Annotated in this window: 15 protein-coding genes; 1 reads left to right on the top strand and 14 read right to left on the bottom strand. The window is 66.1% G+C overall.

Going from position 1 to position 16,592, the window contains the following annotated elements; genetic code table 11:
• Positions 1–43: 43 nt before the first annotated feature.
• The 9 genes from ureG to xerC all read right to left on the bottom strand — a co-directional run bounded on the left by ureG (position 44) and on the right by xerC (position 6,902).
• Positions 44–667 carry an urease accessory protein UreG gene (ureG, locus tag HG549_RS11750; RefSeq protein ID WP_010953755.1) on the bottom strand — a complete coding sequence of 208 codons (624 nt, stop codon included), beginning with the start codon at positions 665–667 and terminating at the stop codon, positions 44–46.
• 11 nt (positions 668–678) lie between these two features.
• Positions 679–1,353: an urease accessory protein UreF gene (locus HG549_RS11745; RefSeq protein WP_170029656.1), complete on the bottom strand. Its 675-nt coding sequence runs from the start codon at positions 1,351–1,353 to the stop codon at positions 679–681.
• Positions 1,353–1,898: a HupE/UreJ family protein gene (locus HG549_RS11740; RefSeq protein ID WP_170029655.1), complete on the bottom strand. Its 546-nt coding sequence runs from the start codon at positions 1,896–1,898 to the stop codon at positions 1,353–1,355. Before HG549_RS11740 ends, HG549_RS11745 begins: the two co-directional genes overlap by 1 nt.
• A 17-nt stretch (positions 1,899–1,915) precedes the next feature.
• Positions 1,916–2,413: an urease accessory protein UreE gene (ureE, locus tag HG549_RS11735; RefSeq protein ID WP_170029654.1), complete on the bottom strand. Its 498-nt coding sequence runs from the start codon at positions 2,411–2,413 to the stop codon at positions 1,916–1,918.
• 10 nt (positions 2,414–2,423) lie between these two features.
• Positions 2,424–4,127: an urease subunit alpha gene (ureC, locus tag HG549_RS11730; protein ID WP_170029653.1), complete on the bottom strand. Its 1,704-nt coding sequence runs from the start codon at positions 4,125–4,127 to the stop codon at positions 2,424–2,426.
• Positions 4,124–4,441 carry an urease subunit beta gene (locus HG549_RS11725; protein WP_170029652.1) on the bottom strand — a complete coding sequence of 106 codons (318 nt, stop codon included), beginning with the start codon at positions 4,439–4,441 and terminating at the stop codon, positions 4,124–4,126. The genes ureC and HG549_RS11725 overlap by 4 nt, the downstream gene beginning before the upstream one ends.
• A gap of 19 nt (positions 4,442–4,460) precedes the next feature.
• Positions 4,461–4,763 (bottom strand): urease subunit gamma, encoded by a 303-nt coding sequence (locus tag HG549_RS11720; RefSeq protein WP_170029651.1) that lies wholly within the window; start codon positions 4,761–4,763, stop codon positions 4,461–4,463.
• A gap of 9 nt (positions 4,764–4,772) precedes the next feature.
• The gene (locus HG549_RS11715) at positions 4,773–5,606 is read right to left on the bottom strand and encodes an urease accessory protein UreD (RefSeq protein ID WP_170029650.1); all 834 of its coding nucleotides are present in this window, start codon (positions 5,604–5,606) and stop codon (positions 4,773–4,775) included.
• Positions 5,607–5,987: 381 nt separating this feature from the next.
• Positions 5,988–6,902, bottom strand: coding sequence for a tyrosine recombinase XerC (xerC, locus tag HG549_RS11710; protein WP_170029649.1), 915 nt, complete (start codon positions 6,900–6,902; stop codon positions 5,988–5,990).
• Positions 6,903–7,116: 214 nt separating this feature from the next.
• Here xerC and HG549_RS11705 point away from each other — a divergent pair, with 214 nt between their 5' ends.
• Positions 7,117–8,298: an NnrS family protein gene (locus tag HG549_RS11705; RefSeq protein WP_170029648.1), complete on the top strand. Its 1,182-nt coding sequence runs from the start codon at positions 7,117–7,119 to the stop codon at positions 8,296–8,298.
• On the opposite strand, the gene HG549_RS11700 is transcribed toward HG549_RS11705, so the two are convergent.
• The 5 genes from HG549_RS11700 to HG549_RS11680 form a co-directional block, all read right to left on the bottom strand.
• The gene (locus tag HG549_RS11700; protein WP_170029647.1) at positions 8,295–10,568 is read right to left on the bottom strand and encodes an ATP-dependent DNA helicase; all 2,274 of its coding nucleotides are present in this window, start codon (positions 10,566–10,568) and stop codon (positions 8,295–8,297) included. The genes HG549_RS11705 and HG549_RS11700 overlap by 4 nt on opposite strands.
• A complete protein-coding gene (locus tag HG549_RS11695) occupies positions 10,565–12,214 on the bottom strand; it encodes a VRR-NUC domain-containing protein (protein ID WP_170029646.1) in 1,650 nt (549 codons plus the stop codon). The genes HG549_RS11700 and HG549_RS11695 overlap by 4 nt, the downstream gene beginning before the upstream one ends.
• An 85-nt stretch (positions 12,215–12,299) precedes the next feature.
• The gene (locus HG549_RS11690; protein WP_170029645.1) at positions 12,300–13,658 is read right to left on the bottom strand and encodes a GntR family transcriptional regulator; all 1,359 of its coding nucleotides are present in this window, start codon (positions 13,656–13,658) and stop codon (positions 12,300–12,302) included.
• On the bottom strand, positions 13,658–15,043 hold the full coding sequence (locus tag HG549_RS11685; RefSeq protein ID WP_170029644.1) for a hypothetical protein: 1,386 nt from the start codon (positions 15,041–15,043) through the stop codon (positions 13,658–13,660). The genes HG549_RS11690 and HG549_RS11685 overlap by 1 nt, the downstream gene beginning before the upstream one ends.
• A gap of 517 nt (positions 15,044–15,560) precedes the next feature.
• On the bottom strand, positions 15,561–16,583 hold the full coding sequence (locus HG549_RS11680) for a zinc-dependent alcohol dehydrogenase family protein (RefSeq protein ID WP_170029643.1): 1,023 nt from the start codon (positions 16,581–16,583) through the stop codon (positions 15,561–15,563).
• Between the last annotated feature and the right edge of the window lie 9 nt (positions 16,584–16,592).

Genomic DNA, 16,592 nt, shown 5'->3' with positions numbered 1-16,592 from the left:
CGCAGCCCATCGCGACGCAAGGCCGCTCCTACAAGCAGTCACATCAGCCGCGCACACCCAGCATGCCGCGCTCGACGATGAAGTCGATCACCGCCTGCAACCCTTCGCCCTTCTTCAGGTTGCTGAAGGTCCACGGGCGCTGCGGGCGCATGCGCTGGGTGTCGCGCTCCATCACCTCCAGCGAAGCCCCCACATAAGGCGCCAGGTCGGTCTTGTTGATGACCAGGAAGTCCGACTTGGTGATCCCCGGGCCGCCCTTGCGCGGTATCTTTTCGCCTTCGGCCACGTCGATCACGTAGATGGTCAGGTCAGCCAGCTCCGGGCTGAAGGTGGCGCTAAGGTTGTCACCGCCACTTTCGACAAAAATCACCTCAAGGTTGCCAAACTTGCGTGCCAGCGCTTCGACCGCCGCCAGGTTCATCGAGGCGTCCTCGCGTATCGCCGTGTGCGGGCAGCCGCCGGTCTCCACGCCAACAATGCGCTCCGGCTCCAGGGCGCCGGCTTCGGTAAGGATGCGCTGATCTTCCTTGGTGTAGATGTCGTTGGTCACCACCGCGATCTGGTAGTGGTCACGCATGGCCTTGCACAAGGCCTCGAGCAATGCGGTCTTGCCGGAGCCGACCGGGCCGCCGACACCGACGCGCAGGGGTTGTTGATAGCTTTGCATGCAGGCAGTCCTCAAGAACGGAACAAACGGGTGTATTGGGTTTCGTGACGCGATGAGGCGATGGCCAACAACGGCAGGCCGCTGCCGAGCTGGTCATCGCCCAGGGCCAAGGCTTGATCCAGGGCGCTGGGCAAGCCTGCGCCGAGGTCGCGCAGCAAGGTCTGGGCAGCCTGCTGGCCGAATGGCACCAGCTTGACCCCGGCCATTACCGCGCCTTCCAGCCAGGCAAAGCCATGGCCCAAAGCCAACTGGCGTAGCGGGATTGCCCAGTGCACGGCCAACCAGGCCATGCCGCCCAGCTGGGTGAGTTCGAGGCTGGCGCGCCACGCCGGTGCCTGGCCCAGCTGCCAGCCATCGAGCAGGCGTGCCAGTGCAGCGCCGCGTTGCTGTTCTTCCAGGCGCAGCTCGGCGGTTTCGCGGTTGGCCAGCAAAAAACGGCTCCAGCGGCCGAAGGCCTCGGCGTCCTCGGCCTGGCAGGCTTGGTACAGGCGCGCCAGTACCGGCCAGTCGAGGCCAGCCAGGGTATCGTCGACCTGTTCCCGCTGCCACGCAGCGAAACCGTCCACGCCGCGGACCCAGCCCGCCTCGACCGCCCATTCCAGGCCCTGCGAATAGGTAAAGCCGCCCACCGGCAAGCCGGGGCTGGCCAACTGCAGCAGGCGCAGCAACGCCAGGTCGCTGTCCATCAACCGGCCAGCACCAGCGCGGCGCCGGCCAGCAGGCCACCGCCAAAGGCTTTCTGCAGGCCGCTGTGCCGGCGCAACAGGCAACCGATGGCAAAGCCGGCCGCCAGCAACAGCCCGCTGACCGCAACAAAACCTGCGCTGAACTGCCAGAACGCACTTGGCGTCGCTTCCACACCATGGGCCCAGCCATGGAACAGGGCGAACACCGGCATGGCCATGGCCAACAGCAGCTGCCGAGCGGGCAGCAACACGGCGGCGGCCGCCACCAGCAGCGACCCGGCGATCAGGGTTTCCATGCCCAGCACATCGCCGAACAGATGGCCACACACGGCACCGCCGAACATGGCTGCCAGGGTAGCCGCCGGCAATGCCAGGCTGCGCCGGGTCAACGCGGCAAGCACGCCGGTACCGAGCAACATCAGCAGGTGGTCAAGGCCGGTCAGCGGGTGCAGCAAGCCATCCTGCAGCGGCTGGCTGTCGTGGCCCGGGTGGGCGAAGGCTGGCAGCGCCAGCATCAGCAGGAACAGGGCGAAAGTGTTTTTCATCAGTGGCTCCAGGTCGGTCAGGAATGGGCGGGCAGGCGCACGAACGGGTGGTCGTGCGCATGAGCATGGCTGTGGCTGTGCGCTGCGCTCTGATAGGCGCCCGCCTCCGGCTCGAACGGGGCCTGCTCGGCCTCCACCGTCAGGCCAAGGCCACGTAGCATGTCGTCCAGCACATGGTCATGCTGGAAGCGCAACAGGCCTGGCTCGATCTGCAGCGGCACATGGCGGTTGCCCAGGTGGTAGGCCGCACGGGCCAGCAGGTGCGGGTCGGCACAACGCACCGTCGATACCGCCTCGGGCGCCGCCAGCACGCGGATCAGCTGGGTGCCCTCGGCATCGGCCAGCAGTTCGCCGCCGCGCAGCAGGTGGCCGCGCTCAAGCATCAGCCCGGCCTCGCGGCCATCGTCCAGGGTGACCCGCAGGCGGCTTTTGATCCGGCTGTCGACATCAAGGGTGACGCTGCCGGTTTCGCCCAGCGGGCCGGGTTCGGTGATTCGGCGGGTCAAGACAATCATCGGTCCTCCTTCAGAACAGGAAATAGCGTTGGGCCAGCGGCAGTTCGCTGGCCGGCTCGCACACCAGCAGTTCGCCATCGGCACGCACCTGGTAGGTCTGCGCGTCGACTTCGATCAGCGGTTGCAGGGTGTTGTGGAGCATGTCGGGCTTGCGCACCCGGCGGCAGCCATGGGCCACGCCGATCAGGCTGCGCAGGTTGAGTTGTGCGGCCAGGCCGCGGTCGATCGCCGCCTGCGGCAGGAAGGTCATGCGCGTGGCATGCCGCGCCGCGCCCAGGGCGCCGAACATGGGCCGGTAGTGCACCGGTTGTGGCGTGGGGATGGAACCGTTGATGTCGCCCATGGGGGCGGTGACAATCATCCCCCCCTTGATTACCAGCGCCGGCTTGACCGCAAAGAATGCCGGTGCCCACAGCACCAGGTCGGCCAGCTTGCCCGCTTCCACCGAGCCCACTTCGTGGCCGATGCCATGGGTCAGCGCCGGGTTGATGGTGTACTTGGCGATGTAGCGCTTGACCCGGAAGTTGTCGCTGTAGTGGGTATCCGGCGCCAGCGGCCCTCGGCGCAGCTTCATCTGATGGGCGACCTGCCAGGTGCGCAGCACCACCTCGCCGACCCGGCCCATGGCCTGCGAGTCGGACGAAGTCATGGCGAAGGCGCCCATGTCGTGGAGGATGTCCTCGGCGGCAATGGTCTCGCGGCGGATGCGCGACTCGGCGAAGGCCACATCCTCGGCGATGCTCGGGTCCAGGTGGTGGCAGACCATGAGCATGTCCAGGTGCTCGTCCACGGTGTTGACCGTGTACGGCAGGGTCGGGTTGGTCGAGGATGGCAACACGTTGGCCTGCCCCGCCGCGCGGATGATGTCTGGCGCATGGCCGCCGCCGGCCCCTTCGGTGTGGAAGGTGTGGATGGTGCGTTCGCCAATGGCCGCCAGGGTGTCTTCGATGCAGCCGGATTCATTCAGGGTGTCGGTGTGGATCGCCACCTGGATGTCCATTTCCTCGGCAACCCCCAGGCAGCAGTCGATGGCCGCCGGTGTCGAGCCCCAGTCCTCGTGCAGCTTGAGGCCCACGGCGCCGGCGGCGATCTGCTCGCGCAGCGCTTCGGGCCGCGAGGCGTTGCCCTTGCCCAGCAAGCCGATATTGATCGGCAGGCTGTCGGCGGCCTGGAGCATGCGTGCCAGGTACCAGGGGCCGGGCGTACAGGTGGTGGCGTTGGTGCCGGTGGCCGGCCCGGTGCCGCCGCCGATGAAGGTGGTGACCCCGCTGTTGAGCGCCTCGTCCACTTGCTGCGGGCAGATGAAATGGATATGCGAATCGACGCCGCCTGCGGTGACGATCTTGCCCTCGGCCGCGATCACCTCGGTACCGGGCCCCACCGGCACAGTGACCCCCGGCTGCACATCGGGGTTACCGGCCTTGCCGATCACCGCTATGCGCCCGTGCTTGATGCCGATATCGGCCTTGACGATGCCCCAGTGGTCAATGATCAGGGCATTGGTCAGGACCAGGTCCATGGCCTCGGCGGCGAGCATCTGGCCCTGCCCCATGCCATCGCGGATGACCTTGCCGCCACCGAACTTGACCTCTTCGCCATAGACTGTGAAATCCTGCTCCACCTCGACCCACAGTGCGGTATCGGCCAGGCGCACGCGGTCGCCTACGGTAGGGCCGAACATGTCGGCATAGGCCCGGCGCGAAATACGGCTCATGCCCTGCCCTCCAGCGCGCCCATCACCTTGCCCTGAAAGCCGTACACCTCACGCTTGCCAGCGTAGGCCACCAGTTGCACGGTGCGCGCCTGGCCGGGCTCGAAGCGCACGGCGGTGCCGGCGGGGATGTCCAGGCGAAAGCCCAGGGTCGGCGCACGGTCGAACACCAGCGCCTGGTTGACCTCATAGAAGTGATAGTGCGAACCGACCTGTACCGGCCGGTCGCCATGGTTGGCCACGCTGACGCTGACCGTCGCGCGGCCGCTGTTCAGTTCGATGTCGCCGTCGGCGACCTGGATTTCACCTGGAATCATGCGGGGCTCCTGGGCAATTTCAAACGATGGGGTCATGCACGGTCACCAGCTTGGTGCCATCCGGGAAGGTCGCTTCGACCTGCACGTCGTGGAGCATTTCGGCTATGCCGGGCATCACCTGCTCGCGGCTCAGCACTTCGCGGCCCAGGCTCATCAGCTCGGCGACGCTGCGGCCATCGCGGGCGCCTTCGAGCACGGCGGCACTGATCAGCGCGACCGCTTCCGGGTAGTTGAGTTTCAAGCCACGGGCCAGGCGCCGCTCCGCCAGCAAGGCGGCGGTGAACAGCAGCAGTTTGTCTTTCTCTCTCGGGGTCAGCTCCATGGCGCTCTCTCAGGTGGCCCAGATACGCGGGGGGCAGGCCGGCAAGCCAAGGACGGCCGGGCGCAGCACATGCCACAGGCGTTGCAGGGTGCGTTGCAGGTGTTGGTTGTCATGGTCGAGCAGGCGGATCACCAGCAACGACCCGAGCAGGGTCGCGCCGGCCGGATTGCCCAGTTGTTCAAGCAGCGGGCGAACCTGCTCCAGCACGCCCTGGTCGGCAGGTGCGGCGCAGAACGTGGCCACCAGCGGATGCCCGCCAAGCTTGGCCAGGTGCCCGCCTTCCAGGCGCAGGCGCTCATGCAGGCCGACCTCGCCAGGCAGTTCGATGCGCAAGCGGCTGTCCAGGGCGCCATGCTCGAAACGCTCGTTCATCACCGGCCGCCCCAGGCACAAGGTTTCCCACGCCAGCAGGCGCGCCCCGGGGTCAAGGGTGAAACGGCTGTCGAGGCTGGCGCGGGCGCCAGAGAACAGAATGCTGTCCTGGGGCAGCCATTCCAGGGTGCTGTCGGCCTCCAGGTGAAAACGCTGGGTCAGCCGTGCAGTCGGGCCGATGCTGCGGTAGAACTTGCTGGCCCCGGGCATGGTCAGCAAGGCATGGCTGCCCGGCTCCAGCTGGATGTCCAGCTCCAGGCGGTCGCCGGCGACAATCCCGCCCGGGGGATGTAGCACGTAGACATGGCACGGGGCACCCTCTGGGTAGAACGGCCGCTGCACCAAAAGAGGTCCGAAATGCCGCCGCGCACCAAGGCGGGTCAGCGCATCGCGCCTGACGAAGCGCAACTGCAGGTAGGCGCTCCAGCCTGCGTCGTCTTGTGGTTGTTCGATCTGCTCCGCGAGCGACATCCTGCGGCCCCTGAAATCCGTGGCCTGCTGGCCGTTTAGAGGGCAAGGCATGCGCGGCGACAGCGCGCGCGGCCTGACCACTCGATCAAATTCTCAGGCTGGATATAGCAGGTTGCGGGCCAACTCCGCAGGTGAACGAAGATGAAACATCTGCGCGCGCCGCTCTGGTATCGGGCATACAAGCGGCTGGCGCACAAAGCGGGGGCGTCCCCGGGCCCTGTTCAGGTGCTCGCGCGGCGCCCTGTAGGAACGGCCTCGTGTCGCGATGGGCCGCAGAGCGGCCCCCGGTGATTCAGTGGTAAGGTACAGATAGTGGGCTGCTCTGCAGCCCATCGCGACGCAAGGCCGCTCCTACACGGGTCGCGTCAACCGGTAGGGTAATCAGTAGTCGAAGCGGTCCACCGCGCGCCGACGCTCGTTGTCATCGCGCCGGTCATAGATGGCCGTGGTCTGGATATTGGCGTGATGCGCCAGCTTCTGCGCAATCGACAGGTCGTGCTCTTCGATCACCCGGGTAATGAATGCCCGGCGGAAGTCGTGCGGCATGATCTTCACCCCCACCTGGGCACCGCGCTGGCGGGCGATGTAGTAGATGGCATGCTTGGTGATACGCGCCCGGGTGATGTGGCTGCCCCGGCGGATGCGGTTGAACAGGAACGGGTCGTCCTCGGCCCCGGCTGGCAGGTCCTGACGGCGCAGGTCGAGCCACGCCTGCAACTTCTCGAACGCCCACGGTGGCGCATACTTGATCAGCTGGCGGTTGCCCTTGCCCAGTACCTGCAGGCTGCGCGCCTCGAAGTCGACCTGGTCGAGGTCGATGTCCACCGATTCCGACTTGCGCATGCCGGTGCCATACAGCAAGGCGATGATCGCCGCATCACGCACCCCCTGTGGCCGCGGGTCGGCCGCACACACATCCATCAGTTCGCGGATCAGGCTACGCCGCAGGTTGCGCCCCGGCGGCAGACGGCTGCCACTATCCGGCTTGACCTCGCGAATGCGCAGCAACTGTTCATGCTCGATCAGCCCCTGGCGCCAGGCTTCGTTCATCACCCCGCGGATGGCATTGACGTACAGCGACGAGCTGTTGGGCGCGTAACCGTCGGTGCGCAGGGCCGCGACCAGGGCGATCACATGGCCGGGCTCGAGCCGGTGCCAGGGCACATCGACGATATTGCAGTCGACAAAACCCAGCCGGTCGGCAGCGTCCTGGAGAATGTAGCGCATGGTTTGCTGGCTGGATGGGGCCAGGCGGGCCATGTACTGCAGCAGCGGGTTTTTCGAAAGATCGGACACAACGTGAATCCTGTAGCGAAGCGTTGGCCAGCGGCGCACCGGCCAGACCTTGAAGCAAGTCAAAACGACATACCAGCGAGTCGGTATGACTGCGCTGTACGCAAGTCATTTGGACCCAGAGAGGTGCCATCACCTTGATATACAAGGGCTTTACAGCTGGCACGGTTCGTGATCTTACCGCAATTGAAGCCCACTCACGAATCCAGGTCCGCCCATGCTCGTGCAACCGATCGATTCACGCCCACGCCAGGCCGTCTGGGGCCTGGGTTTTCGCCCATTGTTTCTCGGCGGCAGCCTGTTTGCCCTGCTCGCCGTGCTGCTGTGGGCCGGGGTACTTGCCGGCGTCATTGCCCCTACACCCGCCGGCGGCATGCTGGCCTGGCATCGCCACGAGATGCTCTACGGCTTCGCCGCAGCCATCATCGCCGGCTTCCTGCTGACTGCGGTGCAGAACTGGAGCGGCATCCCGGGCCTGCGTGGGCGTGCGTTACAAGGCCTGTTCCTGCTGTGGCTGCTGGGCCGCGCGAGTTGGTTTGTAGCGCTGCCGGGCAGCTTGCTGGTGCTGATCGAAGGGAGCTTTCTGCCCCTGGTGGCGTTGGCCCTGGCACGGCCAATCGTGCAACGGCGCTTGCGCAACAACTATCCCATCGTCGGCCTGGTGCTGCTGATTGCCGCTTGCCAGTGGCTGACCCTGGCCGGCTGGCTGCGCCAGGACGAGCTGTGGCAACGGCGGGGAGTGTTCGCCGGCTTGTGGCTGGTGGCCGCCATGATGACCATGCTGGGCGGGCGAGTCATCCCGTTCTTCACCCGGCGCGGGTTGGGCAACATGACCCCGGCCCCTGCCCGCCCCTGGCAGGATCGGGCCTGCCTGCTGCTGAGCGTGGCGGTACCGCTGGCCTTCGTCGCGGGCCTGGCCGACACGCCGAATATCGGCCTGGCACTGCTGTTCGGCACCTTGTTTGCGCTGCAGGCCACCCGCCTGCTGCAGTGGCATGATCGCGGCCTGTGGCGGGTACCTCTGCTGTGGTCGCTGCACCTGGCCTATGCCTGGCTGGCCATTGCCTGCCTGGGCATGGCGCTATGGCATGCAGGGGTAGCGCTGAACCCCAGCCTGGTCACCCATGCCTTGACTGTCGGGGCCATGAGCGGGCTGATCCTGGCAATGATGGCACGGGTCAGCCTGGGCCATACCGGCAGGCCGCTGCAGGTACCGAAACGCGTTGCCTGGGCGTTTGCCCTGATGCAGCTGGCGACGCTGGCACGGGTGCTGCTGGCAGTGTTCACGCCGTTGGGGGTGAGCCTTGCGGCGCTGTGCTGGAGCCTGGCCTTGTTGTTGTTCCTGCAACACTACCTGCCTATCCTGCTGCGGCCACGTGCCGATGGCATGCCGGGTTAACCTGCGCCCAGCTGTTCGGCCACTGGCCACCACCCCGGGAACATCTGCTGCACCCGGGGTTCGGCGAAGCGTTCGTCGATCAGCACCAGTACGCCACGGTCCTGATCACCGCGGATAACCCGGCCTGCCGCCTGGATGACCTTGCGCACGCCCGGGTAGAGATAGGCGTAATCGAACCCCGCACCAAACTGCCGCCCCAGGCGCTGCTTGAACTGCTCGTTGACCGGGTTCACCTGGGGCAGCCCGAGCGTGGCGACGAACGCACCGATCAACCGCGTGCCCGGCAAATCCACGCCCTCGCCGAAAGCGCCGCCCAGGACTGCAAAACCGACGCCACGGCCATCCGCCACAAAGCGGTCGAGGAAGCCTTGGCGGGCGGCTTCGTCCATGCCGGGCTCCTGGCACCACAAGGGAATCTGCGCATGCTGCTCGGCCAACAGCCCGGCCACCTGCTGCAGGTACTCGAAACTGCTGAAGAAAGCCAGGTAGTTACCGGGCATTCGCGCATACTGCTCGGCAATCAGCTGGACGATCGGCGCCAGCGAGGCCTGGCGTTGCTGGTAGCGGGTGGACACCTGGCTGGCGATGCGCACTTGCAGCTGTTCGGCGCGAAACGGCGCCGCCACTTCCAGCCAGGCGGTATCCGCCGGCATGCCCAGCAGGTCGCTGTAGAAATGCCGTGGGCTCAGCGTCGCCGAAAACAGCGTCACGCTGCGCGCCGCCTGCATGCGCGGGGCCAACAGCCGCGCCGGAGTGACGTTGCGCAGGCTCAGGGTAGCCAGCCGCCGCTGGCGTGGCCCCTGGCGCTGGCTGATGTCGAACAGGAAGTGCTCGTCGAACAGCTCGGCGACGCGGCTGAACTGCAGGGCCTGGTAGAAGAACTGCAGGACCTGCGGGTCGATTTGCGCAGGCGCCTGGTTCATCTGTTCCTGGATCAGCCCGATGCACTGCTGCAAGGCACGCAGCAGGCCTTCCGGCAGCGACTCGCTGGCCTGGTAAGGCGCCCGCTGTTCCTTGTAGAGCGCGTTCCACTGCCGGTTCAGGCGGTCCAGTGCACCGACCAGCCCGGCTGGCTTGCTCTGGCGCAGGGCCAGCAGCTGGCCCTGGTCGAGGCTGGCGCTGTACATGCCACGCCCGCGCTCGACCAGGTTGTGCGCCTCGTCCACCAGCACCGCGACCTGCCACTGGTTGACCTGGGTCAGGCCGAACAACAAGGCATAGGCATCGAAGTAGTAGTTGTAGTCCGCCACCAGCACGTCTACCCAGCGTGCCATTTCCTGGCCCAGGTAATACGGGCACACCTGGTGCGCCAAAGCCACCTCACGCAGCTGCACGCGGTCCAGCAACGGCAACGCGCCTGCCGCTTCGCGAGCGGCAGGCAGGCGGTCGTAGAAGCCCGCAGCCAATGGGCAGGACTCGCCATGGCAGGCCTTGTCGGGGTATTCGCAGGCCTTGTCGCGGGCAATCAGTTCCAGGGTGCGCAAGGCCGGTTGCGGCGTGGCGTCGGTGATCTGGCGCATGGCATCGAGGGCCAGGGCCCGGCCTGGCGTCTTGGCGGTCAGGAAGAACAGCTTGTCCAGGCGCTGCGGCGCCATGGCCTTGAGCAGCGGGAACAACGTACCGAGGGTTTTGCCGATGCCGGTGCTGGCCTGCGCCATCAGGCAACGGCCGGTGCTCACCGCCTTGTACAGGGTTTCCGCCAGTTGCCGCTGGCCCTGGCGAAACGCCGGATACGGAAAGGCCAATGCCTGCAGGCCACGGTTACGCTCGGCCAGGCGCTGCTCCTGCCGTTGTGCCCAGGCCAGGAAGCGCTGGCACTGGGTTTCGAAGAAGGCCTGCAGTTCGCTGGCGGTACAGTGCTCGCTGAACAGCGTCTGGCCGTCGCTGTCCACGTCCAGGTACACCAGCGCCACCTCGATGGCCGGCAGTTGCCGTGCCTGGCACATCAACCAGCCATAGACCTTGGCCTGCGCCCAGTGCAACTGGCGATGGTTGGCCGGCTGGCGCGCGAGGTCGCCACGGTGGGTCTTGATTTCTTCCAGGCGATTGCAGGCGGGGTCGTAGCCATCGGCACGGCCACGCACCTTCAGGGTTTCGAGCTGGCCCTCGAGGGTGATTTCCGACTCGTAGCCCGCCGCGCGCCGTGCCACCACCCGCCGATGCCCCTCGATCCCCTCCTGGGCGGTAGGCGATGGCGTGAAACGCAGGTCCAGGTCGCCGACCTTGGCGCTGAATTCGCACAGGGCACGCACCGCCACGCTGTAGCTCACGGTGTTTCGCTCCAGCGCACATGGCACACCGCGACGGGCAGCCCGTGGGCCCGGCAGAATTCCAGCCAGCGTAGCTGGTTATCCTGCAGGCGGTCGCCCGGCCCCTTGACCTCGACCATGCGGTAGCGGCCCTGCCCAGGCCAGAACTGGATCAGGTCGGGCATGCCGGCGCGGTTGTTGCGGATGTCCTGCAACAGGCGCAGGAAACACTGCTTCAAGTGCGCCGCGGGCAGGCAGGCCAGCGCCTGTTGCAGCAGCGTCTCGCTGAGCATGGACCAGAACACGAACGGCGACTGCAGGCCCTGCTTGGTGGCGTAGCAGTCGAGAATGGCCTGGTGATGGCTGCCGTCGTCGAGCCGCCCCAGACAACGCTCGAATTGTGCACTGCGGCGGTGCTGGAAGTCGCTGTCATGCAAGTCCTGGGGCGCCGCCTGGAACGGGTTGAAGAACGCGCCGGGCACCGGGGCGAAGATCGCTTCCCAGCACAGCAGGCCGAACAGGCTGTTGAACAGCGTGTTCTCCACGTAATGCATCGGCCCATCCGCTTCGGCCAGGTGTTGCCGCACGGCCTCCTCCACGCCCAGCGCGGCGTGTTCGCGTGGCAGCTCCAGTTCGATCAGCTCCAGGGCGGCCGCACGCTGGCGCGGTTGTGGTGGGCCTCCGAGCTTGCGGGCCAGGCGTGGCAGCATGCGCTCCAGCGCCTGCACTTCCAGCGCGTTGGCCGGTGCCGCCGCCAGTTGCAGTGCCAGGGCATGCGCCTGGGGCCATTGCTCGCTGCGCTCGAGCACCCGCACCTGGCGGATGCGCGCCTGGGCATGGCTGCACTGGGCGTAGACGGCCATTGCCTGCGCCCAGTCGCCTTGGCGCTCGCACTGCTGGCCCAAGGCAAATTGCAGGCGCGCATAACGCCGGGCCAGCCATGGGTTGTCGCTGTGCAGGCCGTGCAGGGTCGCGAGGATCGCGCTTGGGTCGTCGCCTTGGTCCAGGCGTTCGGCACAATGATGCAGGGCCATGGCCAGGTCGACCTCGGCGCGTTGCTGCAAGGCACGCGAATCGGTGCTGAACGGCACCTGTTCGTAGCGCAACAGGCCAAGATCGGCGAGGACGAAGTCCGACCAGTCCTGATACAGGTTGCCGAAAAACAGCAGGCGCATGCGGTCGCACAGCGGTTGCAGGCACCACTGCAAGATGCGCAGGTCGCTGCCCGGGCACCACTCGGCCAATGGCCGGGGCTCCAGGCCCAGCGGTTGCAGTTGGGCCAGCAACTGCTGCTTGGCAGCGCGCGGGTGGCTCAGGTAGCGGGCAAGACAGCGGGCAAGCTCGTCCTTGCGCAACAAGGCGAACAGCTGCTCCAGCGCCAGGTGTGCAGGTTCCTGCACCCAGCCGAGGGCCAGCAACGGCTGCAGCGCCTGGCCGGTGTCGCCGATCTCGGCATAGTCGAGGCGGTCGCTGCGAAACAGCTCGCCTTTGCGCATGACCATGCGCACCATCAGCGCCTGCGCCGGGGCGGCCAGTTGCCTGAAGGTGCGGATGAAAGCCAGTTCCTGGTCGTCAAGCAGGTCTGCGTAGCGTTGTTCGACCCACAGCAGCACCTGGCGGAAATTGTGCAGGTAGTAGAACGGGTCATCGACGGAATGGGCGATCACTGGAAATGGGGTCAGGCGGCTGGAGTGGATACTGGTTATACATACAGATCAGCCCGCCTGGCAAGTGCCGTGGGTCGTGCCGTGTTCAACCCACAATGCTGGCGGGCCGCCCGCAACGCAGCTCCAGTGCCTGGGCCAGGCGCTCCACAGCCTGGTGCAAGGCCTCCGTCTGCTCCCCCACCCACACCAACGCCAGATACTGCTGATACTGCCCCTGCTGGCTGAACTGCCCGCCGGGTAGCGCATGCAGTGCCGAACCCGCCAAGGCCGCGGCGATCCCCTCCCACACCAACGGCTGGCGAAAACGCACCCAGAGTGCCTGGCCCCCCTCAGGCATTTCCAGCACCACCCGCGTGCCGAACTGCAGCTCCAGCGCGTGTGCCAGGCACAGTGCGCGCCTCTGCAGGTCTGAGCGCAAGCGTACCAGCTGTGCCTCTATCTCCCGTCTGCCAAGCATTTGCGCCAGCGCCTGCAGGCGCAGTGGCGCAAGCCGAAACGCACGCTCGGCGAACGTACCGGCCAATACCGCATCCTGGGCCAGGACATAGGCGTAGGGTGCCTCGGCCCCGACTACCGCTTCGCACGCCCCCATCACCAGCAGCCAGCGTGGATCGACCCAGTCACGCAGGCGCTGGGTCGGCGGCCCGCTGTAGCAGTGCTCGCTGTCCAGGTCGTTCTCCAGCAGCCATACCGGGTGGCGGGCCAACAACTGGCCAAGCTGGCGCTGGTAGTACGGCGCCACCAGGCGCCCTTGCGGCATGCCAAGGCACGACGGCATGACCATCATGCACACCGGCTCGCTCCCCAGCAGCCGGGCCACGGCGCGCAAGTCGGGGTTGCCATGCGGGTCTGCCGGCACGTCCAGCACGCGCATGCTGGCACGCGCCAGGGCGCACAGCACTTGTGGGCAACAGGGCGCATGCACCAGCACGGTTCCCCCTCGCAAGGCCAGCGCAGCCAGCAGTGTCTCCAATAGCGTCGGGACATCCGGGGCCAGTTGCACATCCTCGGCACGCCAGTACAGGCTGGAGGAGCGGGTATAGCGCTGTGCCAGCGCATGGCGCAGGCGGGCGCTGCCGAGTTCCGCCCAGGCGCTGGCACTGTGCGTGCGCTGGCGCGCCAGGCGCCGCTCGTGGTTGAACAGGGCACGCTCGAGGCTTGGCTGCGCAGGCAAGGGGGCCTGCGCGGGCATGCTCACGGCCTCGCCCTTGGCAGCCTCGTGGATGAAGTATCCCGATCTTGGCAGGCAGCGAACCCGGCCCTCCTCCTCCAGCAGGTTGTAGGCGCTCTGCACGGTGGCCAACGATACTCGCAGCCGGCGCGACAGCGCTCGCAGCGACGGCAAGCGGCATGGGCTTGCGCCAGGTGCTTCGTCGATCAGCGCTATCAGGTAGCGGTACACCTTGCGATAGGCAAACTCGCCCCGTACGGCCCGCGTTTTCATCAGGGCTGCCCTGCCGCACCGCGCCGCCGCCCTGCCGCGCCGGGCGGCAACCAGCGCAAATGGATATCGCGTTGCGCCAGGTTGCTCATCAGGCGCCAGGCCGCCAGGCGCAAGCGCCCGTCATAGATCGCCCGCAATTGCGCCAGCGGTAGGCCACTGGTGTTCACCAGCCAGTCCTTGACCGCCTCTGGGCAGGTTTTGCCCTGCAGGGCACGGTGCAGGTACGGCAACGCCACCAGCATGTCGGCATGCCGGCACTGCAGGAACCGCTCGAGGTTCTTCCCCTGCCTGGCAAACGGGCTGAACAGGACGCACACCAGTTGGGTCTGGTTGATACCGTAGGCTTTGCCAAACTGCATCTGCTGTGCATCGGCGGGCCGGCTGCCGCCTGGCTTGCCGGCCAGGCGTAGCGCTGGCCGACCGGCCTGGGGCTCCAGGCTGCGGGCGCGCAGTTCGTGCAATTGGGCCAAGGCCGATGGGTCGATGAACGCCGCCAGCGCCCAGGTATCCTGAGCGGCGGCGAAGCCACAGCCGAGCATGAGGTCGAGTTGTTGCCCTTCGAGCAAATGCGGCAGCAAGTCATCGATGACAAACATCCGCACGGGCGCATCCTCGGCCGCCACGCCCGCTGTCGCCTCGCCCTGGGGTTCGAGTGCCCCGCCGACGCTACCGTGCAGCCAGCCCAGCCCCTGGCTCAGCGTCGCCAGGCACTGATGGCCCCGGTGCGGGCCCTGCGCTCCTGCGAGGCGCAGGCTGCGCCGGGCCCAGGCCAGGTAGCGCCGGCGCAGGTGCGCCGGGACGGCAGTAACCAGTATGTCGGCAGGTGCCTGGGCCTGCAGCGCGGCGCCCACGGCATCCGCCAGCTCCAGGTGCAGGCGGCTACCCAACAGGGCTTCGGGCCTGGCATCGACCAGGTGGCCAAATATCAGCAGGGCATCCCGCGCTTGCAGCCGCCGTTCGTACGCTGCCGAGGGCTGGCGACTGAACGGCACTACTTCGCGCCCCTCGATCATCTGGAGCTGCACCCGCGGGTCGTCCTGCAGGAACAGCGCGCTGAAGCTGCGCTCATGGTCTTGCAGCGTAGCGCTGTCGGCGGCAGGCAAGCTGACCACCAGCACCCGTAACTGGAACGTGACCGGTGCACGCAAGGCAATGCTCAATTGCGCGGCACGCAGCATGGCCAGCAGCCGGGCACTGCGACGGTCGCTGCCCTGCAATACCAGCAGGCGGAGAGTGCCAATGTATTCGGGCCCGCCTGCAGCGACCAGCAAGCGCTGTATCAGCAACTGCAGAGAGGCACGCTGGGCCTTGGACATGTGGTTCAGCAAACGCTCGAGCACTTGCTGGTAGATATAGTGCATTGCCTGGTCGTGAATAGCCGTCACGGAGTCACCTCATCAACTTCAAACAGCCGATGCATGCCGAACAACACCCTGCTCGAACACGTGTCTCGACCTTTCCCGAAGATATTTCCTACAAACGAAAGGAAGTAATGACGTAACTATTCGCTGTCGCCAGGCCATCGAGAAAAATGCAGCCCTGCGACTGCGCGGCGCTGGCAAAAACCGCCCTGGCTTGTGCATAGCCCTGCTCATCCCACATTCCTTGCGCAAACTATCATTGGGCCATTATCGAGCGATGCAAAGCGAATGGAAGATACAGATCAGCGTATAAAAACCATTCAGAAAAAATGAAAAATCACATTGACTGCGGTGTAAATACAATACAAGGCGAAAAACATGCCGAAATATTTCGATAGAGCAGGAAAACCACCGCAGACATGTAGTCCGATTCGCGCAGTATTGTAAGTAACTTCTGGTTTTTACCTATCAGGCATTTTTCGAGGCACAAAAAAACCCGGGGGCAGCCCCGGGTTTTCCGACCATCGAACAACCGTCAGTGTCAGTGGCGCCCCATATCCAACACCACACGCCCACCGCACGGGCATTGGTCCATGTAGCGGTGCGCCTCCACCACCTGCTCGAAGGGGTACACCTTGATGATCTGCGGTGTCAGCAGCTGGTCGGCAGTGAACTGGTTGATATCGCGCAGGGCGCGCTGCAGCGCGACCTGGTCCTGGCTGATACCCAGCTCCGGCTTGCCGGTGAAGTTACCGATGCAATGCACATAGAACTGGATGTTCTTCTGGAACGCCGCACAGGCCGGGAACGGCGTCTGGTTGCCGCCTTGCAGGCCATACAGCACCAGGCTTCCACGCGGAGCCAGGACATCGCCCAGCAATGACATCTGCGGCCCGCCCATGCCGTCGAGGACCATGTCCACGCCACGGCCGTCGGTGTACTTGCCAACCTGCAGCAGCAAATCCTGTTCTTCGGTGACGATCACCTTGTCGGCGCCCAGGCCCAGCAGGTACTCACGCTGTTCCGCTTCCTTGGTAGCGGCAAACACTTTCAAGCCCAGGGCCTTGCCCAGTTGCACGAAGGCCGGGCCCGCGCAATGGCTGGCATCGGTGACCAGCGCGGTCTGCCCGGCTTTGGCCCGGGCCAGGTCGACGTAGGCGAAATAGGCGATCAGCAGCGGCGTGTAGTGCACGCTGGCCTCGATCGGCGTGAGTACATCCGGGTAGCGGGTAATGGCAGTGCGTGGCAGGACGATGACATCGCCATACACCGGGTGGTCGTTGGCACTGGTGGCCGGGAAACTGGCCACCCGGTCGCCTACCGCGATGTCTTCGACGCCTTCGCCGACCGCCGTCACCACCCCGGCCATCTCGTGGCCGATCCCCGCCGGCAGGCGTGCCTGGGACGGAGCCAGGTTCTGCCGCCAGAGCACGTCATACCAACTGACGCCAATCGCTTCGACGCGGATCTGCACCTCGTCGGCAGCGGGTGACGGTTCGGCCTGCTCCTCGCAGCGGAGCACATCGGCAGCGCCGAACTTGTGGAAACGGATCATGCGGGACATCGCATACCT

The sequence above is a fragment of the Pseudomonas sp. SK genome (assembly GCF_012975065.1).
GTDB lineage: Bacteria > Pseudomonadota > Gammaproteobacteria > Pseudomonadales > Pseudomonadaceae > Aquipseudomonas > Aquipseudomonas anuradhapurensis.
Note: the sequence above shows the minus strand (reverse complement) of the source record. Positions and strands in the feature narration are given on the sequence as shown.